General features: G+C 58.7%; 23 protein-coding genes. 13 read left to right on the top strand and 10 right to left on the bottom strand.

The window, feature by feature from the left end:
- Positions 1 to 89: 89 nt before the first annotated feature.
- Complete coding sequence (locus LOL23_RS11650; protein WP_160980585.1) at positions 90 to 1,268, bottom strand: acyl-CoA dehydrogenase family protein; 1,179 nt, start codon at positions 1,266 to 1,268, stop codon at positions 90 to 92.
- A 103-nt stretch (positions 1,269 to 1,371) separates the two neighbouring features.
- On the opposite strand from LOL23_RS11650, the gene LOL23_RS11655 reads away from it, so the two are divergent.
- Positions 1,372 to 2,295 (top strand): LysR family transcriptional regulator, encoded by a 924-nt coding sequence (locus LOL23_RS11655; protein WP_160980587.1) that lies wholly within the window; start codon positions 1,372 to 1,374, stop codon positions 2,293 to 2,295.
- Here LOL23_RS11655 and LOL23_RS11660 read toward each other — a convergent pair.
- Positions 2,288 to 3,841, bottom strand: coding sequence for an AMP-binding protein (locus tag LOL23_RS11660; protein ID WP_237173622.1), 1,554 nt, complete (start codon positions 3,839 to 3,841; stop codon positions 2,288 to 2,290). The genes LOL23_RS11655 and LOL23_RS11660 overlap by 8 nt on opposite strands.
- A 246-nt stretch (positions 3,842 to 4,087) precedes the next feature.
- On the opposite strand from LOL23_RS11660, the gene LOL23_RS11665 reads away from it, so the two are divergent.
- Together LOL23_RS11665 and LOL23_RS11670 are read left to right on the top strand one after the other, a co-directional pair.
- Complete coding sequence (locus LOL23_RS11665; protein ID WP_160980591.1) at positions 4,088 to 5,065, top strand: Bug family tripartite tricarboxylate transporter substrate binding protein; 978 nt, start codon at positions 4,088 to 4,090, stop codon at positions 5,063 to 5,065.
- Between the two features lie 446 nt (positions 5,066 to 5,511).
- Positions 5,512 to 6,702, top strand: a complete 1,191-nt coding sequence (locus tag LOL23_RS11670; protein WP_237173623.1) for an MFS transporter — start codon at positions 5,512 to 5,514, stop codon at positions 6,700 to 6,702.
- Positions 6,703 to 6,820: 118 nt separating this feature from the next.
- On the opposite strand, the gene LOL23_RS11675 is transcribed toward LOL23_RS11670, so the two are convergent.
- Positions 6,821 to 7,087: a GDCCVxC domain-containing (seleno)protein gene (locus tag LOL23_RS11675; protein ID WP_439652097.1), complete on the bottom strand. Its 267-nt coding sequence runs from the start codon at positions 7,085 to 7,087 to the stop codon at positions 6,821 to 6,823.
- Positions 7,088 to 7,147: 60 nt separating this feature from the next.
- Between LOL23_RS11675 and LOL23_RS11680 the strand changes: the two genes are divergently transcribed.
- The 3 genes from LOL23_RS11680 (at position 7,148) to LOL23_RS11690 (ending at position 9,365) form a co-directional block, all read left to right on the top strand.
- Positions 7,148 to 7,609, top strand: a complete 462-nt coding sequence (locus LOL23_RS11680) for a hypothetical protein (RefSeq protein WP_237173625.1) — start codon at positions 7,148 to 7,150, stop codon at positions 7,607 to 7,609.
- Positions 7,606 to 8,619 (top strand): CapA family protein, encoded by a 1,014-nt coding sequence (locus tag LOL23_RS11685; protein WP_237173626.1) that lies wholly within the window; start codon positions 7,606 to 7,608, stop codon positions 8,617 to 8,619. The genes LOL23_RS11680 and LOL23_RS11685 overlap by 4 nt, the downstream gene beginning before the upstream one ends.
- An 80-nt stretch (positions 8,620 to 8,699) precedes the next feature.
- Positions 8,700 to 9,365: a 7-cyano-7-deazaguanine/7-aminomethyl-7-deazaguanine transporter gene (locus LOL23_RS11690; protein WP_160980601.1), complete on the top strand. Its 666-nt coding sequence runs from the start codon at positions 8,700 to 8,702 to the stop codon at positions 9,363 to 9,365.
- Between the two features lie 46 nt (positions 9,366 to 9,411).
- Here the strand turns inward: LOL23_RS11690 and LOL23_RS11695 are convergent, their stop codons facing one another.
- Positions 9,412 to 10,359: a TauD/TfdA dioxygenase family protein gene (locus LOL23_RS11695; protein ID WP_160980603.1), complete on the bottom strand. Its 948-nt coding sequence runs from the start codon at positions 10,357 to 10,359 to the stop codon at positions 9,412 to 9,414.
- Positions 10,360 to 10,724: 365 nt separating this feature from the next.
- Between LOL23_RS11695 and LOL23_RS11700 the strand changes: the two genes are divergently transcribed.
- The gene (locus tag LOL23_RS11700; RefSeq protein ID WP_237173627.1) at positions 10,725 to 11,465 is read left to right on the top strand and encodes an IclR family transcriptional regulator; all 741 of its coding nucleotides are present in this window, start codon (positions 10,725 to 10,727) and stop codon (positions 11,463 to 11,465) included.
- Positions 11,466 to 11,626: 161 nt separating this feature from the next.
- Here the strand turns inward: LOL23_RS11700 and LOL23_RS11705 are convergent, their stop codons facing one another.
- Entirely contained in the window at positions 11,627 to 12,571 is a 945-nt protein-coding gene (locus tag LOL23_RS11705) for a LysR family transcriptional regulator (RefSeq protein WP_160980607.1), read from the bottom strand.
- Positions 12,572 to 12,656: 85 nt separating this feature from the next.
- On the opposite strand from LOL23_RS11705, the gene LOL23_RS11710 reads away from it, so the two are divergent.
- Positions 12,657 to 13,877: a CaiB/BaiF CoA transferase family protein gene (locus LOL23_RS11710; protein WP_202411751.1), complete on the top strand. Its 1,221-nt coding sequence runs from the start codon at positions 12,657 to 12,659 to the stop codon at positions 13,875 to 13,877.
- 43 nt (positions 13,878 to 13,920) lie between these two features.
- Positions 13,921 to 14,889, top strand: a complete 969-nt coding sequence (locus tag LOL23_RS11715; protein ID WP_237173628.1) for a Bug family tripartite tricarboxylate transporter substrate binding protein — start codon at positions 13,921 to 13,923, stop codon at positions 14,887 to 14,889.
- Between the two features lie 82 nt (positions 14,890 to 14,971).
- Here LOL23_RS11715 and LOL23_RS11720 read toward each other — a convergent pair whose 3' ends face one another.
- On the bottom strand, positions 14,972 to 15,550 hold the full coding sequence (locus LOL23_RS11720; RefSeq protein WP_160981190.1) for an ureidoglycolate lyase: 579 nt from the start codon (positions 15,548 to 15,550) through the stop codon (positions 14,972 to 14,974).
- 93 nt (positions 15,551 to 15,643) lie between these two features.
- Here LOL23_RS11720 and arfB point away from each other — a divergent pair, with 93 nt between their 5' ends.
- The 3 genes from arfB to LOL23_RS11735 all read left to right on the top strand — a co-directional run bounded on the left by arfB (position 15,644) and on the right by LOL23_RS11735 (position 16,986).
- The gene (gene arfB, locus LOL23_RS11725; RefSeq protein ID WP_160981188.1) at positions 15,644 to 16,051 is read left to right on the top strand and encodes an alternative ribosome rescue aminoacyl-tRNA hydrolase ArfB; all 408 of its coding nucleotides are present in this window, start codon (positions 15,644 to 15,646) and stop codon (positions 16,049 to 16,051) included.
- A 237-nt stretch (positions 16,052 to 16,288) separates the two neighbouring features.
- On the top strand, positions 16,289 to 16,525 hold the full coding sequence (locus LOL23_RS11730; protein WP_160981186.1) for a metallothionein: 237 nt from the start codon (positions 16,289 to 16,291) through the stop codon (positions 16,523 to 16,525).
- A 38-nt stretch (positions 16,526 to 16,563) separates the two neighbouring features.
- On the top strand, positions 16,564 to 16,986 hold the full coding sequence (locus LOL23_RS11735; protein ID WP_160981184.1) for a CBS domain-containing protein: 423 nt from the start codon (positions 16,564 to 16,566) through the stop codon (positions 16,984 to 16,986).
- 107 nt (positions 16,987 to 17,093) lie between these two features.
- Here the strand turns inward: LOL23_RS11735 and LOL23_RS11740 are convergent, their stop codons facing one another.
- From LOL23_RS11740 to LOL23_RS11750, 3 genes are all read right to left on the bottom strand, one after another.
- Positions 17,094 to 17,474 carry a low affinity iron permease family protein gene (locus LOL23_RS11740; protein ID WP_160981182.1) on the bottom strand — a complete coding sequence of 127 codons (381 nt, stop codon included), beginning with the start codon at positions 17,472 to 17,474 and terminating at the stop codon, positions 17,094 to 17,096.
- A gap of 62 nt (positions 17,475 to 17,536) precedes the next feature.
- Positions 17,537 to 18,172, bottom strand: coding sequence for a CinA family protein (locus tag LOL23_RS11745; protein ID WP_369414120.1), 636 nt, complete (start codon positions 18,170 to 18,172; stop codon positions 17,537 to 17,539).
- Entirely contained in the window at positions 18,165 to 18,686 is a 522-nt protein-coding gene (locus tag LOL23_RS11750; RefSeq protein WP_160981180.1) for a DUF421 domain-containing protein, read from the bottom strand. The genes LOL23_RS11745 and LOL23_RS11750 overlap by 8 nt, the downstream gene beginning before the upstream one ends.
- Before the next feature lie 263 nt (positions 18,687 to 18,949).
- Between LOL23_RS11750 and LOL23_RS11755 the strand changes: the two genes are divergently transcribed.
- Positions 18,950 to 19,525: an HdeD family acid-resistance protein gene (locus tag LOL23_RS11755; protein ID WP_237173629.1), complete on the top strand. Its 576-nt coding sequence runs from the start codon at positions 18,950 to 18,952 to the stop codon at positions 19,523 to 19,525.
- 168 nt (positions 19,526 to 19,693) lie between these two features.
- On the opposite strand, the gene LOL23_RS11760 is transcribed toward LOL23_RS11755, so the two are convergent.
- The gene (locus tag LOL23_RS11760; protein WP_237173630.1) at positions 19,694 to 20,563 is read right to left on the bottom strand and encodes an AraC family transcriptional regulator; all 870 of its coding nucleotides are present in this window, start codon (positions 20,561 to 20,563) and stop codon (positions 19,694 to 19,696) included.
- Between the last annotated feature and the right edge of the window lie 14 nt (positions 20,564 to 20,577).

Here is a 20,577-nt window from a genome sequence, read left to right on the forward strand (position 1 = left end):
ATTGCTTCCATTAGAAATGTTCTTCGCAAAAACAAGTCTAATGAATACCGCTTGTCCCCCGTTCATGATGTAGAGCCCAGCAGTCTCGCTCACGAAAGAATTGCTTTGGCGATTGTGTTGCGCTGGATTTCGCTGGTGCCGGTGACGATGCGGTAAAGGCGCAGGCGGCGGAAGATGAATTCCACGGGGTGGTTTTTGGTGACGCCCACGTTGCCGTGTATTTGCATGGCCTTGTCGGCGATCTCGAAGCATTTTTCGGATACGAAGAGCTTGCACATGGAGGCTTCCTGGCGGATGTCTTCGCCGGCGTCTGCCTTGCGGGCGGCCGCCATGACCATGCTGGTGCATGCGTAGAGGCCGGTGGCCATATCGGCCAGCATGTGCTGAATGGCCTGGAAGCGGCTGATGGGGCTGCCGAATTGCTGGCGCGTCTGCGAGTATTCGACGGCCATGTTGTATGCCTGGCGGGCGAGGCCGATCATGGTGGGGCAGTGCAGCAAGCGATTGACGCTGATGCGGCCCATGGCGGCCTTGAAGCCCTGGCCTTCGCGGCCGAGCAGGTTGCTGCATGACACGCGCACGTTGTTGAATTCGATGTCTGCGTCGACGTGCTGGCCGGTCATGGGCAGGCAGTCGTAGGTCAGGGACACGCCCGGCCTGTCGAGCTCGATGAGGATTGCGGAGATCCCTTCTGCGCCTTTGTCGGGGTCGGTGACGCAGAGGGTGATGGCGTAGTCGGCGAAAGTCGATGCGCTGATGTAGTGCTTGCGGCCATTAATGATGTAGTCGTCGCCGTCTTTCACTGCTTGGGTCTTGAGGCTGCCGGCGTCCGAGCCGGACTCGGGTTCGGTCATGGCGAAGCAGGCGCCCATTTCGCCGCGCACGACGGGCAGGATGAAACGCTCGATCTGGTCGGGCGTCGCGTGGCTGGCCAGGCTGCCGATGCGGGCCGGCCCTCCCCAGTCGCCCAGCACGTGCGGGAAGAGTATCGCGCCCGAGGCGGCGACATCATCTTTGAGCACGCACAGGTCCTGCAGGCTCAGGCCCTGTCCGCCCAGCGCGGGGGGAACCTGCAGGCCGTACAGGCCCAGTTCGCGCGAGCGGCGCCATACGCGATGCACGTCTTCCTTGGTGAAGCGGTCCTCATAGCTGTAGCCCTGCTCGTGCTCGTAGGGGATCAGTTCGTCCTGCAGGTAAGCGCGCAGGCGCGCGCGCAATGTGTCAAGGTTCGCGGGAACGCTGGAGGGTGCGGCTTTGATGTTATCCATGGGAGGCCTCAGGCTATCGTGTTTTCTGATGCCTCCATATTGACAGCCGCCACCGGCCCGATGGATTATCTTTGCGTCAGACTCGATAACGCAGAGGAATGCCGTGCGGATTGAAGATCTTCAGTATTTCCTGGCCGTCGCCGAAACAGGCCATGTGGGCCGCGCGGCGGAAAAGCTCGGCCAGACGCAGCCGGCCCTGACCAAAGGCATACAAAGGCTGGAAAAAGAACTGCACCTGCAGTTGTTCGAACGCACGCCCAAAGGCATGGTGCTGACCACGGTCGGCGAAGCCTTCCATGCGCGCTCGCGGACGGTGCAACTGAGCCTGGACGAGGCAGTGCGCGAGGCGCGCGACCTGCACCTGGGTGCCATCGGACTGTTGCGGGTGGGCGTGCCGCCCAATTACACCGATTATTTCGCCTCGGTCTGCGAGGTGTTGCTGCGCCAGCGGCCTGCCGCCCGGGTGCAGGTGATGCTGGGGATGAATGACCAGCTTTTTTCCGCGCTGCGAACAGGTGAACTGGACCTGTGTATCAGCGGGCAGCACAACGCAGCCAGCACCGAGTTCGACCAGACGCCCTTGTTCGCCGACGACTTGCGGGTAGTGGCGCGGGAAAGCCATCCGCTCTTTTTTCAGCCGCGGATAACGCTGGCCGACCTGAGCAAGGCTTCCTGGATGCTGCCCCGCTCCGAAATCGTGGCAAGGCGCTGGGTCGAAGCGCGATTCCAGGAAAACGGCTTGCCTGTACCCAATGTGGTGATCGAGTCCAACTCATCCAGCATGGCGCTGGTGCGCATGCTGCGCAGCACTGACCTGCTGACCGTCCTGACTGAGTCATCGCTGCGCCAGCCGGGCGGCCAGGGCCTGCGCGCAGTGCCGCTGCGCGAGACGATCTGGCCGCGGGTGGTGGGCATCACCATGCGTAAGGACAGCTATCTGTCACCGCTGGCGCAGCGCTTCATGGAGCTCATGCGCCAGTACAAACCTGACGACTTTCCGGGCGCCGATTTCGCCCAGCCTAGCTGACGCGGCGCTCGCTGCCGGCCCAGTACGGGTCCTTGAGCACCTTGCGCGCGATCTTGCCGTTGGCGTTCTTGGGCAGTTCCGGCAACACATCGATCGAGCGCGGCTTCTTGAAGTCGGCAAGCAATGACTTGCAATGTGCCGTGAGGTTCTCCACGCTCGCCGTGGCGCCCGGGCGCAGCACCACGGCCGCCTTGATCGCCTCTCCCCATGTGTCGTCCGGCACGCCGAACACACACGCCTCATAGACGGCTGGATGCTGGTAAAGCGCCTGTTCCACCTCGGTCGGGTAGACGTTGAAGCCGCCGGAAATGATCATGTCCTTCGCGCGGTCGACGATGTAGAGATAGCCTTCATCGTCCATGCGGGCCAGGTCGCCCGTGTGGCACCACTGCCCGCGCAGGGCCTGGGCCGTCAGGTCAGGCTCGCGCCAGAAACCGGCAAACACGTCGGGACCGCGCACGGCGATCTCGCCCACGTCGCCGGGCTGTACGACTTCGCCATTATTGTCGAGCAGGCGCACTTCGGTTTCGCCGAAGGGTCGGCCGCATGATCCGAGCAGGTGCCCCGCCCCATCCATTGCGCGCGCGTGGTCGTCCGTGCTGAGCATGACCATGCCGCCCGTGGTCTCGCCGGCGCCGTAGCCCTGGCACAGGACGGGACCCAGCGCCTCCCACGCCTCGCGGATGCGGGCCGGCGCCACGGGGGCCGCGCCATAGGAGATCTGGCGCAGGCTGCCCAGATCGTAGTCCTTGAGCTTCGGGTGCGCGATCAGCATATTGATCATGGTGGGCACCATGAAGGTAAAAGCGACGCGGTGGCGCTGCACATCGGCCAGGAAATGCTCAGGATCGAACTTCTCATGCAGAAGTATGGTGCCGCCCTGGAACAGAAAAGGCTGCATGAACATGCCGCTGGCGTGGGTGATCGGCCCGCACAGTCCAAGCACTTCACCCGGCTGGGCGCGCATCCGGCCCATGACGACCTTGCGCAGCGAAGCCATGCGGTTGCCTACGGTCTGCATGGCCGCTTTCAGCTTGCCGGTCGAGCCCGATGTGAAATGCAGCACGGCGAGATCGTCGGCCTGCATTTCCGCGTCGGGACTGCGGGTGCTGGATGCGGCAAGCAAGCGTTCGTATTCACTGGATGCTTCATAGATGGCTGCCATGGCGATGAGGCGCTCGACACTGGGCATCTGGGGTCGCGCATCACCTGCGGCATCGGCGTGCGCCGGGTCAACCAGCAGGATGCGCGCCTGCGCATTGTTGACGGTCTCGACCAGCTCGGCCGGCGACAGGCGGGCATTGAGCGCTACCTTGACCAGGCCCGCCTTGTAGAGGGCGCATTCCAGCTCGATGATTTCGGGCCGGTTCCATGCTTGTATGGCAACGCGGTCCCCCTTGGCCAGACCCAGCCCCAGGAGCGCATTGGCCAATTGGCTGGATCGCGCATCCAGGGCGCCGTGCGTTACCTGTTGGTCCCCGAATATGATGGCCGGCCTGTCCCGCCAGTAAAGCGCATTGCGCGTGATAAAACGTCCTTGGTTCATGGTGTTGGCCTCAGGTTGGTGAAGGCCCTATGGTGCGCGCCCGGAGCGAAGCGCCGAATAACGCTCCCGCGTCGTTCGATAACGGCACGTTATCACGCCTTCGTAACCCGGGCGCGGGCACGCCGATGCCGCGCCGTTATGACGATGGACGCCAGCGGAATGAATGGCCGGGCGCCGCCGGGCTATAAATTCCAATCAGAAGATCAGGCGCCGCTCGGCCGCCATTCGAACTACCGGAGACTACGCATGAATCTGTTTTCTTACCTCGCGCAAGGCGCCATAGCGGCAAGCCTGCTTCTGGGCGCCGCCGCGCCCGCAAGCGCGGCGCCAGGCTACCCCGAACGTCCCCTTCAGCTCGTCGTGCCTTTCAGCGCCGGCGGCCAGTTCGACATGCTGGCGCGGCTGACGGCTGCGTCCATGAGCAAGAACCTGAATCAGGACATCATTGTCGAGAACGTGGCAGGCGCCGGCGGCAATCTGGGCGGCGCCAAGGTGGCCAAGGCCAAGCCAGACGGCTATACCGTCGTGGAATACGGTGGCAACTTTGCGATTGCGAAGTTCCTGACCAAAAACCTGACCTATGATCCCATCGGCGACTTCGAGCCAGTGGCAGGCATCAGCCTGGCACCCCATGTGATTCTGGCCAACAAGGACGTTCCTTTCAAGGACTTCAAGGATCTCGTGGCCTACGCGAAGGCAAACCCTGACAAGCTCAGCTATGCATCGCCGGGCGTGGGGACGTCGATGCACCTGACGTTTGAAGAGATCAAGGCATTGTTCGGTTTCTCTGCGCTGCATGTGCCGTATCGCGGCGGCAGCAATGCGCTCAATGACCTGGCAGGCGGGCAGGTGCAGTTGTGCATCGTCGCGGTCGCGCCAGCGATGCCGTTCATTCAGGCCGGCCAGATACGCGCGCTGGCCGTTACCGGCCCCCAACGCAGCAGCGCTCTGCCCGATGTGCCGACCATCGCAGAACTGGGCCACCCGGGCTTCAGCAGCGGAAGCTGGGCCGCGCTGGCAGTGCCCAAGGGCACACCCGAGCCGATCGTGGAGCGCCTGCACGCATCGGTTCAGGATGTATTGAAAGACCCCGCGGTGCTTGAACGCTTCGAGTCTTTGTCATTCACGCCCCTGCCGGGCACGCGCGAAGATCTGCGCGCGCGCATCGAAGACGAAGCGCGCCGCTACGGCCCGATGATCGAACGGCTGGGCATCCAGCGCTGAAGCATTTCCAGGCGATGAAACGCCATACGCACCGCCAGCAAGGACGCCGGCAAGGCGAGCGGAACGCAGTGCCCGCCCGAAGTCGCCGCTGTGGGCCGGCACCTGTGGCCTTCGTTTGAGGAGGTGAAGGTCATCAACAAATACACGGTGCAGTTCATCCATGCGATCCCTGATCTCACGCTGGAAGGCCGCCCGAACTTGATTGCACTGAGCGGCGAGGTTTGCCGATACAGTGGGGTTCAAAACCCAGTACCAGACTGCCATCGAACCGATCAGCGCAGAAGAGCAGTTCGGAGCGACGAGCAAGATCATCCATCAATGATTATGAAATAATCGTCATGATTAAAATCTAGGCGATCAAACACTGTCTGGAAGGGCGTCTTAGCCTGGCGTCAGTTCTTGGAATGGAAGCGACGTGGAGTCAAAGATCATTGATGGTGCCCCCCATGGATGAGAGATCATTCAGGGTGATGAGTACCTTGCTCGCCACGGCCTGTTTCCTGAGCATGGCCGCGCTGCGCGTGTGCGATACGCTCATCTCTGTATTGTCCGTTACCTTTTCTTCATCCCTTGAGGACACGTCGGTCACGATATACGCATATACCATCGCCTATGGTGTTGCACAGCTCGTATACGGCTTGATAAGCGATCGGTATGGAAAAGCGCGTGTTGTTGCCTGGTGCTGCCTGGTTTCAGCCGTTGGCAACCTCGCCTGTGCGCTATCCCAGACACTGACTGCGCTGATAATGTTCAGGATTTTGACTGGCGCTTCCACGGCGGGGATCTTTGCCCTGTCTATGGCGTGGATTGGAGATAATGTTGATTTCCGGTCCAGGCAGGTCATCCTGGCGCGGTTGGTTGCCGCCGGCGTCATGGGAATGTTGGCCGGTCAATGGCTGAGCGGCCTGATCGCGGACTACCTGAACTGGCGCTATGCGTTCATGGCCTTGACGCTGCCTTTCTTCGTCTGCGGCGTCTTGCTGCGTGCCCGCGCCAAGTATTCCGAAAGCAATGATGGCTTGGAACAGGAGGGCGGATATCGCAGGCTGCTGAAGGTCTTGTGGACGCCGCTCGTGCTGTGGACTTTGCTGTTCGCGTTGGTCGAAGGCGCATTGGGCTACGGCGCGCTGGCATTCGTGCCCAATTATCTGCAGCATCGATTTTCACTTTCACTATCAACGGCAGGGGGTATCGCGGCTTCATATGCCGTTGGTGGCTATATCTATACGAAGCTGGTGCCCATTATTTTGAAGAGGATGTCTGCGGCCGGGCTTGCGCGCCTGGGTGCTGTGTCGCTGCTCGTTGGATATAATGGTATTGCGCTTACAGGGAATCCGTGGGTTGCGGGCGTATTCTGCGCACTTTCGGGGTTTGGCTTTTATTGCCTGCACAACACCCTGCAGACCCATGCTTCCCAAATGGTGGCCGAGTACCGCGGCCTTGCCCTCTCGGCTTTCGCGTGCGCCCTCTTTATCGGCCAGTCGGTGGGGGTCAGTATCGCAGCTTTGATCTATTCCCCCAGTCGTGATGCCGTGATATACAACATTTCGGGCATTGGCTTACTGCTTCTGGGCCTGTTGATTGGCACCCTTTTGCGATTTCGGGAGCGGATCCAGGGCGCGCCGGTGGCACCCTAGCGCGACAATCGGGCCGCGACCGAGGCTTATCACTAGCGCGACCATGCTGCGCGCAAGCGTTGTTCTGCGGGCTGCCATAGCCCCGCAGGCGGTTCGGTTGCAAAATCACGGGGATCAGCTATGGATACGCATCCTGCTGTCTTGATGGGCATCTTCGGGAGCCGTAAGAGCAAAAGACACAACAATCGCCGGGTTTGGGCTTGAGGACCGTATGGCATGCCGGGCATTCGTAGAAGAACTGGCAGGAATCCACCGGCATGATTTCTTCATGCCTGAAACCGCATATTGGACAGGTGATTGTTGATTTCAAGGTAGGTGCCGAATTCATTTCATGTCTCCTTGCAATGCATACGGCGAAAAGGCGGCGCCGGTTGTTTACGGACATTTTCAGGAGTAAGATAGCCGCGTCCAGCACGAACGTCTTACATCATGGAGCCCCCAGTTCATGCGTCAGGTCGAACTTCTGTTTCGCCGTCGGTTTCGGGGGGCAGGCGTCATTGTGGCGATGGTATTCCTGCTGTGCAATAGCGTCAGCAATGCGGCAAATGCGGAGAATACCCGGCAACCCCTGCTGCGCTGCGAGATCAGCCTGATGGGCGACAATCCCCGCAAAGTCGAATTCACGCCCACAGCTGATCCATATACTGTGGAATCCGTCGATATCGACGGGATTTATCGTTTCAAGGCCGTCATGGTCGGCGCCCGGCCCATCGCCTACATCAAGCTTTACGTCTATTACCACAAGTCTGGCCGGTTCATTCTGCTGCATCAGGCCAAATACGTTCCTCCTCCGCTGCCTTCACCGTCTGATTCGGTCGAGCCCTTTACGGGCATCCAGTATCTCTATTCCCCCAATCTTGAAAGGGAACTGCGATACAGCTGCAAATTGACCGAGGCTTACTCATGAGGCGCGCAGGGTCGGTCAGAATTGCCATCGCAAGGTTTTCCGTCGCGGTGGCGCTTTGCATGGGCGTTTCCAGTGAAGTGCTGGCGGCCGAGGGAGCTGACGATCCCGTCGTCTCCCTTGCCTTTGTCGGCGACATCATGCTTGATACGGCGCCCGGCGCCGTGATCAAGGCCGGGAAAGATCCCTTTGCGCACGTTGAGACGATTCTGGCTACGGCAGACATCCGCGTTGGCAACCTTGAGTGCGTCATCGCTACCAAAGGGAAGCCGGAGCAAAAGCCCTGGACCTTTCGCGCAAACCCGCGCACTATCAATATATTAAAGCGCCATTTCACGGCGGTATCCGTCGCCAATAACCATGCCGGCGATTTCGGCCCTGCCGCCTTTACGCAGATGCTCGATCTGCTCGATGCGAAGAAGCTTTCATATTTTGGCGGAGGGCGTAACCTGACCGAGGCGCACGCACCGCTCATAATCGAGCGCAAAGGCCTGCGGATTGCCCTGCTTGGCTACAGCGAGGTCTTCCCCCGCAGTTTCGAGGCCAATTACGATGCGCCGGGGCAGGCCTGGAGCGAAGACGAGCAGGTCATTGCCGACATCGGCAACGCAAGAAAAGCCCACAGCGCCGATCTGGTTGTCACATTCATGCATTGGGGCGTGGAGCATGAGCCGCTTGCCAATGAACGCCAGCGGCAACTGGCCCGCGCGATGATCGATGCCGGCGCCGATGCAGTCATTGGCGGGCATCCGCACGTTACCCAGGACATCGAGCAGTACAAGGGCAAGCCTATTTTCTATAGTCTGGGAAACTTTGTTTTCGACGGTTTCGAGGACGAGGAAAACCTTAAGGGGTGGTTGGTCCGGCTGGAAATGGACCGAAGCGGGGTAGCCGCCTGGCAGGTCTATACCGTGTATATCGACCCAAAGGGCATTCCCCGTCCTGAATCGCCAGAACCCCGCTCGTGCTGGAAAAAAGGGCAGCAGGCAGAGACGGCTTGCGGCGGAGCCTGAAAATTTCTCCGGGCGGCATATAATCCACCTCTATACCGCTTTTATGGGTTCCCTAACCCCATTCATCAAAAAGGTGTCTCATGACCTCCGCATCCGTCCCGCAATCGCGGGAGTCGTTTTACCTTGCCCTGCTGGTGGCGTTTCATATTCTCATCATCATCGCCAGCAATTACCTTGTGCAGTTGCCCATCGAGCTCTTTGGCTTTCATAGCACGTGGGGCGCTTTCAGCTTTCCGTTTATCTTTCTGGCAACTGACTTGACGGTGCGCCTCATCGGTAAGGCCGAGGCACGCAAGGTCATTACGCGCGCCATGATTCCGGCGCTTGTTGTGTCGTACATTGTGTCGGTGCTGTTTCACGAGGGGCGTTTCAACGGCGTTGGCGCGTTGGGCGAATTCAATTCGTTCGTCTTCCGTATTGCGTTTGCCAGTTTTGCTGCTTATGTGTTGGGGCAATTGCTGGATGTACAGGTTTTTGACCGCATGCGCCGCAGTTACGCGCAATGGTGGGCCGCGCCCACCGCGTCTTCCATCGTCGGCCAGGCGCTGGACACGATCGCCTTTTTCGGCATTGCATTCTGGCACAGCAGCAACCCCTTCATGGCCGAGCACTGGGGTGAAATCGCCTTGGTCGACTATGTCATCAAGCTCGGCGTCAGCCTGCTGCTGTTCGTTCCTATATATGGCATCGCACTGAGCGCTATTGTCGGGGCGATGAAGCGGCGTAGCGCGCTCGCCAGCGCATGAAAAACATCCACGCCAATCTGGCGTACTGCCGGAGATTGGCGTGGCATCATTTTTGGTCTAGCACGCCTTCCTTCCGCAAAAACTGCTGTGGGATATCGGTTGATATCTCTGTCAGTGTATGTGCAACGCCGAGCATTGCCTGGCTGACGCCGTCGGATTCCGAAGCGGAGATCGTCATGCGCACGATCGACCGCGCCTCTTCCCCGCGCCAAGGCCGGCCCCGATGCATGGTGGCCCTGTTATCCCACATCAATACGTCTCCTTCTTCCCAGGCATGTGTATAGCGATATTCGGGACGCGTGGCCTGCGTCATTAATGTTTCGAGCATCTTATGCGCGACGGACGGTTCCATCCCTTCGATTGCGCCGGCATGTGACGCCAGATAAAGCGCGCGGCGCCCGTTGGTGGGATTGAGCCACGTCATAGGTTTGCGGACGGGGGGGAGCGCCGCTCGCTCCTCATTGTTCATCATTGCGGGATCAATCAGGTCGCGAGAGGTGGCATAGCTATGAATAACGACTTTATCGATGAGCGCATTGCGGAGGGTCGGATCGAGGCGCTGCCATGCGGCTCGCGTGGAAACGAATTCGGTCTCGCCGCCCTTGGATGGAATGACGCGTGCTGAGAGTACGGACGCCAGCGCGGGCAATTGCTTGAAGGAACTATCGGTATGCCAGAGCTGATTGGCTTTGGCGATAAGCAATGCGCGGTCGGTCGGAGGCACAACCTGGCCGTCCGGACCAATATTGTTCATGCGTGAATAAAACGTGCCTTGACCGCCTGAGCCCACCTTGGTCAGCTCCAGCGCGCCGAAGGCGCGGGCGAATGTTGCCTGAATGTCGTCGGTGACGTGCTGTCGTCGCCACAGAAGCAGCGAGTATTCATCAAAGGCCGTGCGCACTTGCGCAAATGCGTTACTGTCGCAAATAACATCCAGCAAACTGATTCCCTTTACTTGCGCGCCGAAGTCGGGATGCAGCGGTATAAGATCCATGGCGTTTCGTCCCCTGTGATAGATCCGGTGATAGTTGTTTTAAGTGTGTTAAGTTCAAGGCGTGATTGCTGCTTGGACAGATTTTTGCTGGACTTTATCACCGCTTATTCCAGTTGAGGGGATATCGGAACGATCCGGGGGCATTTACATATATGCGGAAAACCCGGCTATGAGTAAGAGGCCGCAAAGAACGTCGGCGTTTACGTGGCTGGAAAATGAATCGTAAAAAAAATCATACTTTTAGAGGAAGAGTGGCAACCAAAAATGGTCCGCTGGCTCGGTATCTGTAGCAACCTCGTCCTCAACTGGAGATTTCACAGTATCGTTCTGCATGGCAGCGGTCAGGGCGTGCCACAGGGTTTTTCATGATCAAGGGACCTATAAAGACATCAAAACGGGTATTTGAAATTCTGGAGGCGTTCGAGGACGTCCGGCGCCCGATGGCGCTGAAAGAGTTTGTGGATCGTTTTGGATACCCTGTCTCCAGCGCATCGGAGCTGCTTAAAAGCATGGTAGTGCTGGGCTATCTGGACTACGATCGATTCTCGCGTACTTATATGCCAACGATGCGTATCGCGTCGCTCGGAAGCTGGGTACACCACGCCTTGTTTGGCGAAGGAAAGATTTTCTCGCTGATGCAGGCTTTGTCGCAGGTGTCGGGAGAGACGATTACCTTGGGGGCACAAAGCGATCTGTATGTGCAATATGTTTATCTAATTCCGTCGCGGCTTCCCATCTGGTATACCCTGCCCATAGGCATGACCCGTCCCATTGCGCGATCTGGGAGCGGATGGTTGATGCTTGGCGTGCGTTCGGACGCAGATATCGAGCACATCTTGAGACGCGCAAATTTTCGTGAGCACGAAAAAAGCAGGCAGGTACCTTTGGCGGAATTGATGGAACATGTAAAGAAAGGACGCCGGGACGGTTATGTATTCTCCCAGAACACGCTGGAGCCCGGTGCCGGAAGTATTGCAATGCTGCTGCCTGAGAGACGCTTCGGAAGGGTATTCGCACTGGGCGTGCACGGCCCCGTTGAACGCTTGAGCGCCAAGCACGATCTGATTCTTGAACATTTGCGAAGCGGCATACAGGCGCTGGACTGACTTGAGGGCTGCGTGGTGCCACACTATGCGCCGCCCTGCGTTGATTCTGGACGACCAAAGATGCTTCTGGCGATCACCTCGCAATCGTGGCTATTGTGCCCAAGGAATAAGCCCCACCCGGCTACCCGGCCATTCCATACTATATCCATAATGCAATGTTGCTATTGGTTGGCGGGCATTCTCTCGGCAATATCCAACATTCTCATTTCCTCCAGCACCACTTTGAGCACCGCCCGTGACGCGTTGGATAAGGGGTGTTTCCGCGTGGCGTCTACAAACGCAGTCTGTCGCAAACCTGGTTCTTTAATGGGAGCCATCGCGAGGGCGCCAGCCCGTATTTCATCCGCCACCGCATGGTACGGCAGCAGACTATATACGTCGCAGTGAAGCACGACTTCTCTGATCAGCGTACCACTGGTCGCTTCGAGCACCACGTTCAGCGTCAGCCCGCGTCGGCTACAGATCTCATCAAGGTATGAGCGCATGCCGTTCGGGCGCGCCGGCAACACGAGGGGCAAGCTCGACATCGCGCTCAAGCGTACCGGCTGCCTACCCAGCGCGGGAGCGCCCGCCCTGCCTACCAGGTGCAGAGGAGCACTGAACACGGCTTCGCGAGCATCACGCTGCTTTGGGCGGTAGCGGTTGAAGATCCCGATATCCGCGCGGCCATCAGCCAGCATATTCTCGACTTCGCCGCTGTAGGCCTCGATGGCTTTCAGCCGGATGTCCGGGTAAGCCAACAGTACCCGCGATAGCACTCGGCTTATCAGCGGGCGCGACAAACCGGGCAGGACACCAATCGTCACGCTTCCGGCCGGACGATCACGCTGGGCCAGGACATCATCCACCAACTGCCCCGCGGTCTGGATCATGATCTGCGCGCGTGGAAGGATTGTGTACCCGATTTCTGTGAGCGACACGCCCCGGCCCGTGCGATGGAACAGCCTGCAACCCAGTAGTGACTCCAGTTGCGAAACTTGCCGGCTGAGCGCCGATTGCGCCATGCCAAGCGTGCTGGCTGCACTGCTGAGGCTGCCATGTTCGGCAGCGGCGATGAAGCAGCGAATGCTTTTCAGGTCGAGCAGTGGGCTATCTAAATTATGCATGACTGATATCCAGGGTATGCAGGTTCCAGCGTATAGCTGGCTTACTTATACTCGATGAACCGATTATTCCACTGAAGTGATAACCATGTCCGCCATGCACGATCCATCCACGTTCTCAGGACCTTTGAAGGGTCTTCGCGTACTCGATCTGTCTACGGTATATGCAGGGCCGTTCGCGGCAACCATGCTCGGCGACTTTGGTGCTGATGTGCTGAAAGTTGAACTGCCGGGCTCCGGCGACTCGCTGCGCAACCTACCACCCCACAAGGCGGGTATACCGCTCTGGTGGAAGGTGACAAACCGCAACAAGCGCGGCATTACCATCGATCTACGCAAGCCGGAAGGCCGTGCTCTATTGGGCCGACTGCTGCCCGACTATGACGTCGTTGTCGAGAATTTCCGGCCCGGCAAATTGGACGGCTGGGGCATTACCAAAGATTGGATGCATGAGATCAATCCCGGCCTGACGATTCTGCGAGTCACGGGGTTCGGGCAGACCGGCCCGTACAGTCATCGACCTGGCTTCGCACGGGTATTCGAAGCGATGACTGGCTTCACGAACATCTGTGGTGAGGCGGAGGGCCCGCCTTTGCATCTCGGTTTTCCGATCGCGGATGCGGTTGCGGGCCTGTTCGGCGCAGTCGGCGTATTGGCTGCCTTGTATCAGCGTCACGCGAATGGGGTGGCGAAAGGCGAGGAGATCGATTGTTCGTTGATGGAATCCATGTTCAGAATCATGGAATTCCTGCCCATCGAGTATGACCAGTTGGGCATCGTACGGCAACGTTCGGGCAGCTTCAGCCAGTATGCGGCACCCGGGAACATCTACATGACGCGCGATGGGAAGTGGGCATCGATTGCCGCGTCCACCCAAAGCATTTACGAACGCCTATGCCGGGCGCTTGAGCGGCCGGATCTGATTGCTGACGAACGGTTTCTGGATAATCCACGCCGGGTGACAAACCGGCTGCCTCTCGATGCAATCATCCGTAGCGAAGTCGCCAAGCATGCGTTGGATGAGTTAAGCGTCAGGCTCGATGAAAACGAAGTGGGATTCAGCCCAATCTACGATATTGCCGATATCTTTGACGATCCGCATTTCGCCGCTCGCAACGCGTTGGTCGGCGTGCCGGACGGGGAGCTCGGTATGGTGCGCATGCAGAATGTCGCGCCAGTATTCAAGAATTCACCGGGCTCAGTGCGGCACGCCGGGCCGTCACTCGGACAACACAACGATGAAGTCCTGCGGTCGCTGGGATTGGGGCATGAGGACATTGCGGCGTTGAAAGAAGCGGGCGTTATCTGAAACGAACCATTGTTAGGCGACATGTATGAGAGGAGACAGAAAAATGAAAGTGCTTGCGAAGTGGATGGCGGCCGGCATAATCGCCGTCGCCTGTGGATCCCCTGCGTGGTCCTCCTATCCGGATAAACCCATCACCATGATCATTGGATATCCGCCGGGCCAGGCAACGGACATTGTGGGCAGGCTGGTGGCGGAGAAACTAGCCCAGAAGCTGGGTCAGCCCATTATCGTAGAGAACAAGCCCGGCCAGGGAGCCAGCCTGGCCCTCGCCCACCTGGCAAAGGCAAATCCTGACGGCTACACGATGGTTCTGTCCGCGACCGCTGCTTATGTGACTAACCCCCATTTATACAAGTCAGTCGGCTACGACACCTTAAAGGATTTCACACCCATCGGCACCCTGATCGATTTTCCGCTTGTGATGGTTGCGCGCCCGGATGCGCCTTTCAGTGATTTCAAAGGCTTTCTGGAATATGCCAAGGCTCACCCCGGCGAGCTTGATCACACATCGTCGGGCAGTGGCACGCTTTCCCATCTGGGGATGGAGTTACTGCAGCGGGAAACCGGCACGGACCTCGTGCACGTGCCGTATAAGGGCAGTGCACGAGCCATGACAGACATCGCAGCAAGCAATGTTGATGTCGGCATGGAGACCGTCACGGTGACCAAACCTTTTATCAATTCGGGTCGCTTGAAACTGCTGGCCGTGACCGTGCCCAAACGGCTGGACTTGTTTCCCGACACCCCCACTCTTGATGAAATGGGGCTCAAGGGCTTCGAGGTGGCCGCTTGGCTGGGCATGGTTTTCCCTGCGAACACGCCCCTTGCGTATGTCAAGGCGATCAACCAACCACTACAGGCAATCCTGCGAGACCCTGATGTGGCAGCGAAGCTCGAATCCCTCGGCGCCTTGCCACGACCCTCAAGCCCCGAGGCCTTCGCTGAGCTTCTCAAGCGCGAATATACGACTTGGGGCGAGATCGTAAAGCAATCTGGCGCAAAGGTGGATTAGCAACCATCCTCGCCCCGCCCCTATCCTCAACCTCATCCGCAACGACAGAATCAGCCCTTCGTCCGCGGGCTGTTGATGGTCGTCAAGTGCGCTGGCTTTGCTTTGCCGAAAGGGATGGAGCGATAGGCGATGTTATTTGCAGTATTTTCGCTTGAGGCAGCGTGAACAAAGCGGTTTCACGGGCGGGGGCCTGATCCTGAAGGTGCGTCACCAACTCTAGCGTTGTCGAGCCGCGGGTGAGCATGACGCAGTTGACCTCGTTGCTGAGCACTTGTGTGGCGTGCCAGCAGCCAGGCTTCATACAGACGCCCCGGCCCGGAGGGACGCGGAAGGCCTTCAGGGTGGCCAGGTCTGGGCGTGTGCCGGATGCGTCGCATATGGCAACGACGTGAATAATCTCTTGGTCTCCGAGTGGAATAATCGCCTGCTCAGTCAGCCAGTGCACTTCGAGTGTGTTGATCAGCCGGTCGTTCTTGCGATAGTTGACCCATAAAACTTCGGGCGTGCCGTCTTGGCCCGCATTGAAGTGGTGTTGGTGCCAAAAGTCTGTAGCGGGGTTGCTGTATGCAGGGGTATCGTGCCCATATGGCCTCCCCAACATGCTGCCGTACGGTGCAAACGCTTCTTCCGTCAGTGGTTCGATATATAAGTATTGCTGCACGGGTGTGGCCTCAAGAAAGAATTGGGTGGGTAGGGCTCGGCGCCTGCTACAGTGAGTCTATAGGAAACCCGCAAGTAAACCGAGCCAACAGCCATGACAATCTCCCGGTTCATCGTTTCGAAAGAGGACATGGTCTTCAGTGCTATCCGCGCACAGGGCGCGGGCGGCCAGAATGTTAATAAGGTATCAAGCGCCGTCCACCTGCGTTATTCGATCCCGCGGTCATCGTTGCCGCCAGAGATCAAAGAACGTTTGCTCGCCTTGCGCGACCAGCGCATCACAGATGATGGTGACGTGGTCATCAAGGCGCAGAGCAGTCGCAGTCAGGAGAAGAATCGGCTTGACGCTATTGCGCGTTTACAGGCATTGGTCGATAGCGTCTCGCAGCCCACTGTGCCGCGCAGGGCGACACGCCCGACGCTGGGCTCGCAGCGCCGGCGGCTGGAGGGCAAGGCTGTACGCGGTCTGGTAAAGAAACTGCGGGGGCGGGTAGAGCCCTGATATCTACGCGGGACCGCCCTTAACTCGCCGCATTATCCTTGCCGCTGCTGCCATACATGGCAACCAATCTCCACATTCGCCCCCTATTCCTGTCCATATTCCGGCCCATATTCTGGCCCCACATTCCGCCTCCACATTCCGGCCCTACATCGGGCGCCAGGTGCTATCAACGCGGGCGGGCGCGGCCAGTCGGCATGCCACTTGCTGTGTTTGGCTGCATCTACAAGGAGATATGCAATGAGCAAATGTGACGCTTGTGGAAATGAGTATGACAAAACCTTCGAACTGACCGCGTCGGGCAAAACCTATACGTTCGACAGCTTTGAGTGTGCGATCCGAATGGTTGCACCGCACTGTGCGCATTGTGGTGTGTCGATCATCGGGCATGGCGTGGAGAAGAGCGGGCGGATATTCTGTTGCGCGCATTGCGCGGCTGAGGAAGGTGTAACGGAGCTGCGTGATCGTTCAGGATAGCGAGCGCGTCAGGAACTTAACGGATACAGGAGTTAACCATGCAACAGATTGCGGATGTAATGAGCCACGACGTAAAAATACTGCACCCAGACGCCAGCATTAAGGACGCTGCGCGACAAATGCGCGACGGGGATTTCGGCCTCATGCCCGTGGGCGAGCATGACCGGCTCGTCGGCACGCTGTCGGATCGCGATATCGTGATACGCGCGATTGCAGAGGGCAGTGATGCTAACGCAAAGGTGCGTGAGTCTATGAGCACCGATGTCAAATGGGTGTATGACGATGAGTCCGTCGACACTGCTAAACAGATTATGCGTGACCACCAAATCAGACGGTTGCCGGTCGTCAATAGAGAAAAGCGGCTGGTGGGTATTGTTGCACTGGGGGACTTGGCCGTTGATGGTAAGGACATACGCGCCACTGGGGAGGCGTTGGCGGGTATTTCGAAGCCAAGCGCTTAGTGCTTTATAGGGTCTGAGTTGTCGCAAGAAACAGCTGGCCCGCATCGTCCAAGCCGGGTATCTCCAGATGCTGGTCGAGAATGGGCGGTATCGTGGGGTGCCTCGGGCTAGGTTGAGATCTCATTCGAACGCTCTTTCGCTTGCGCCGTCTGCCTGAATTCTTCGCGCAGTTTGTTCAGGCTCTCTTCGCTCAGGTCTTCAAGGTTCACCATTCCGTCCCGGGCCCCCTTCACGGCACAAAGCAGTTCGTCCAGCTTCAGCTGCAAGGTAAGGGAGTCGCGATTCTGTGCGTTCTGAATCAGGAATACCATCAGGAACGTAACGATGGTCGTGCCGGTGTTGATAACGAGCTGCCAGGTGTCCGAGAAGCCGAACAGGGGGCCTGATATTGCCCATATCACAACAAGTCCGATGGCGGCGCTGAACGCCCAAGGGGAGCCAGCCGCTTTTGACGTGGCTTCGGCAAACTTTCTAAATGGCTCTTGCATGCGTTTACTCCTCGCGTACGCGCGGACCGCGCGTGAGGCTGAAGCCGCGATCGTCCTTGGCGCTAGTCGTCAGTGTGTTCAGCGGCGTCATGACTGGCGTTCAGTCCAAGGCTGGCATGGAGGTGAACCAAGCGCTGAAGTGCATAATCCGCGCTCGCGCTTCGAATTTCATTTCTCGAGCCGTGAAACTGCCGTGTCTTTGAAAAAACGTGTATGCTCGCCGCGTCCTTGAATATCCAGCAAAAGCATTGTGTGCCAGCGGCCGGCCCGTCAGGCATGGGTTCTGTAACACCCGTATTGGCGATGGAAACGTTTGCGCGGCTTCGTGAAAGCGCGCCGCGCGCCATCTCTATCGACACTTCTTCGCTCGTCAAACCAAAGTGTTCCAGGGTCGATGGGCGTACATCCAGGCAGTCACGCTTCGCGGCTGGGGAGTAGGTCACGAACGCGCAATCAAGGATGTCACCCGCACCGGGCGCATCCACCAACCGCGCCGCAATCAGGCCTGCGGTGCAGGATTCGGCCGTGACGAGGAGCAAGTGGTGGTCGTGCATGTATTGGGCGATTGATTCGATTTCGCGCATGTCCGCAGGTTTGGTCGTTGAGTTTGGTCGTTGATTTTCTGAATACACGCCTGCAGCAAAGTGCGTGCCTGGGAGGGCGTCGCTGCCATGCCCGAACTTGCGCGGGCTACTCATCTGGACGCCAGAAGGGTCCGGGCCGCCTCTCGTCTTTGGTCTTGATGCTAACGTCGCCCGTGGATTCCATATAGGCATACACCACATCGGCAACGTCATTGATGCCCTGCAGCCGCAGTTCCTCCATCAACTCATCTTTGCTTACATGCTCGCGGCGCATGCCGTGGCGTTGAAGCTGGCCGTCTTTAATGAGCAAAACCCTGTGGGGTTCAAAAAATGGTCGGACGCGGGGGAAGTAGAATGCGATGCGATTGGACGCGGCGCTCCAGAAAACCAGCGTGAAGACGAGAATCCCGCCATCTGTCACGCTGTTGTATTGGGCGGACATGCCGTTTTGCGCGGCATCGGCGATGAGCACCAGCAGCAGCATGTCTGTGGTGCTGAACGACCCCAAGTCCCGCCGCCCGGCCAAGCGCAGCACGATAAAAATAAACCAATACATCAGTGTGCCGCGGGCGATCAGTTCCCAGGGCGACATAGAAAACGCAAACATCCCTGACCAGTCTATGTTCATGGCTCGCTTCTGAAGAATGACTCATTCCTTCGAATGCAAGTGTTATGCCTGCTGGAGTCATATCATGCGACAGCGGGTGGGGAACAGCACAGGCGGACAGCCTTGCGTGCCATCGAACTGCGTCCGCAGAACGCTGATGGGCCTTGGATTTGCTGATTCTTCGATAGCCGTCATGTATTCAACAGAATTTTTATGCCAGACTTTGAGTTGCTGGGCGTGCATGCCTTGCTTGTCCCGACCTATTTGTTCACGGAGGAACTCCCATGAAGCAACCCCACGAGATTGATTCTGCCCGCGTGGCGGAAGCGCTTGCCGTGATGCGCGAGAAGCGAGGCTGGTTTCTCACACTTGGAGTCCTGTTGTTGATTCTGGGTGTTGTCGCCGCTATGTCGGTGTTGGCCGCCACCGTCGCCAGTGTACTGGTGGTGGGGATCATGATGCTGATCGGCGGCGTGGGCATGTTGATCCATGCCTGGAAATTAAAAGGTCTGGGTGGTTTTCTGCTATGGACGCTGAGTGGGGTGCTGTATCTGGCGGCGGGCTTCGTGGCGTTCTACGATCCGCTGGCAGGCGCCGCTGTCCTGACTTTGTTGCTGGGTGCAACGCTCATCGCTTCCGGCGTCTTTCGCCTTTGGGTGTGGCTCCAGAATCGTGGCCAGCCGGGCGGCGGCTGGTTGGCGCTGTCGGGCGTGATTTCGGTGCTGGCGGGGCTGCTGATAGCGGCGGGGTGGCCTCAAAACAGCGTCTGGATACTGGGCGTGCTGCTCTCAATCGACCTGATTTTCCAGGGGATTATGCTGATTATGCTGGCGCTGGCCTTGCGCCGCACCGACGCATAACGCATTTGGTGCGGCACCTGCTGCAGCGAGCCGCGAGGCATATGCAATACAGACGATCTAGCAGCGAAAACAAGCTAACAACACAGACGAGCTAGCAGCAAAGACGATCTTGCAGCAAAGACGATCTTGCAGCAAAGACGATCTGCCAAATTTGACGGCACTCATGGTTCATGGTGCTTTCGCCAGCCACTCGCGGGGGCATGCTCCTACTTTCCCTGCGAAGGCGCGCGACAGCGCCGACGGATTGGCATAGCCGAGTTCTTGCGCCAGCGTCTTGAGTGGCCGCCCCTCGCGCAAACGCCTTTGTGCCAGCGAGATCCGCCAGTCGCTCAGGTAATCTGCGGGTGTTTGGCCAACCACCTCGCGGAAGGTATTGGCAAATGCCGTGCGAGACATCCCGGCGTGTTCCGCCATGCGCGTCAGTGTCCAGGGCTCACCTGGGCTTTCATGCATGGCCACCAATGCGCGGGCCAGGCGATGATCAGACAGGCCCGTGATCAGGCCTGCCTGTATGCCGGCCTCCTGCGGGTGGTCGAGCAGCCAGCGCAGCAGCTGGAGGACAACCACTTCGAAGAGTCGATCGGCCAGCAAGCGCTGGCCGCAGCGTACACGTTCGGTCTCGGCGAACAGCAATTCAAGTGCTGCATGAAGGCCAGGCACGTATGAGAGCGGAACCGCAATCAAGGATGGCAGCGCTCTGGCCAGTGGGTTGTGTGCGCCGCCATCGAAGAGCAGCCGTGCACAGACGAAGTCCGACCCTTCCGCCGGCGGATTGTGGAAGCGATGTGTGATAGGGCGCGCATACAGCAATAGAGCTGGCTCGTCGAACTGTATCGACGGGGGGACGCCTTGTGCGCCCGGATGGCTTACCGTCAGCCGTCCACGGCGCAGTACATGCAAATACCCATACCCTTCACTGGCATCGAAATGCGTCAGCCCGCACAGCACGCCTGCGTGATGCAGCTGCGCCTGTACCTGGAAGCGTTCCAGGATGCCTGAAAGACGGTCGATGGCGGGTGCTGTTTGTAGGGTGCTCATTGCAGGATGTTTAT

This window comes from Paracandidimonas lactea (assembly GCF_021653995.1).
Lineage (GTDB): Bacteria > Pseudomonadota > Gammaproteobacteria > Burkholderiales > Burkholderiaceae_B > Allopusillimonas > Allopusillimonas lactea.

Coding starts and splice junctions, on each gene's coding strand:
- LOL23_RS11715 (WP_237173628.1), top strand. CDS start 13,921: ATGAAAGTGCTTGCGAAGTGGATGGCGGCCGGCATAATCGCCGTCGCC.
- LOL23_RS11730 (WP_160981186.1), top strand. CDS start 16,289: ATGAGCAAATGTGACGCTTGTGGAAATGAGTATGACAAAACCTTCGAA.
- LOL23_RS11745 (WP_369414120.1), bottom strand. CDS start 18,172: ATGAGTAGCCCGCGCAAGTTCGGGCATGGCAGCGACGCCCTCCCAGGC.
- LOL23_RS11705 (WP_160980607.1), bottom strand. CDS start 12,571: ATGCATAATTTAGATAGCCCACTGCTCGACCTGAAAAGCATTCGCTGC.
- LOL23_RS11675 (WP_439652097.1), bottom strand. CDS start 7,087: ATGTCCGTAAACAACCGGCGCCGCCTTTTCGCCGTATGCATTGCAAGG.
- LOL23_RS11740 (WP_160981182.1), bottom strand. CDS start 17,474: ATGCAAGAGCCATTTAGAAAGTTTGCCGAAGCCACGTCAAAAGCGGCT.
- LOL23_RS11695 (WP_160980603.1), bottom strand. CDS start 10,359: ATGGATCTTATACCGCTGCATCCCGACTTCGGCGCGCAAGTAAAGGGA.
- LOL23_RS11735 (WP_160981184.1), top strand. CDS start 16,564: ATGCAACAGATTGCGGATGTAATGAGCCACGACGTAAAAATACTGCAC.
- LOL23_RS11685 (WP_237173626.1), top strand. CDS start 7,606: ATGAGGCGCGCAGGGTCGGTCAGAATTGCCATCGCAAGGTTTTCCGTC.
- LOL23_RS11690 (WP_160980601.1), top strand. CDS start 8,700: ATGACCTCCGCATCCGTCCCGCAATCGCGGGAGTCGTTTTACCTTGCC.
- LOL23_RS11700 (WP_237173627.1), top strand. CDS start 10,725: ATGATCAAGGGACCTATAAAGACATCAAAACGGGTATTTGAAATTCTG.
- LOL23_RS11710 (WP_202411751.1), top strand. CDS start 12,657: ATGTCCGCCATGCACGATCCATCCACGTTCTCAGGACCTTTGAAGGGT.
- LOL23_RS11650 (WP_160980585.1), bottom strand. CDS start 1,268: ATGGATAACATCAAAGCCGCACCCTCCAGCGTTCCCGCGAACCTTGAC.
- LOL23_RS11750 (WP_160981180.1), bottom strand. CDS start 18,686: ATGAACATAGACTGGTCAGGGATGTTTGCGTTTTCTATGTCGCCCTGG.
- LOL23_RS11665 (WP_160980591.1), top strand. CDS start 4,088: ATGAATCTGTTTTCTTACCTCGCGCAAGGCGCCATAGCGGCAAGCCTG.
- LOL23_RS11755 (WP_237173629.1), top strand. CDS start 18,950: ATGAAGCAACCCCACGAGATTGATTCTGCCCGCGTGGCGGAAGCGCTT.
- LOL23_RS11660 (WP_237173622.1), bottom strand. CDS start 3,841: ATGAACCAAGGACGTTTTATCACGCGCAATGCGCTTTACTGGCGGGAC.
- LOL23_RS11670 (WP_237173623.1), top strand. CDS start 5,512: ATGGATGAGAGATCATTCAGGGTGATGAGTACCTTGCTCGCCACGGCC.
- arfB (WP_160981188.1), top strand. CDS start 15,644: ATGACAATCTCCCGGTTCATCGTTTCGAAAGAGGACATGGTCTTCAGT.
- LOL23_RS11760 (WP_237173630.1), bottom strand. CDS start 20,563: ATGAGCACCCTACAAACAGCACCCGCCATCGACCGTCTTTCAGGCATC.
- LOL23_RS11680 (WP_237173625.1), top strand. CDS start 7,148: ATGCGTCAGGTCGAACTTCTGTTTCGCCGTCGGTTTCGGGGGGCAGGC.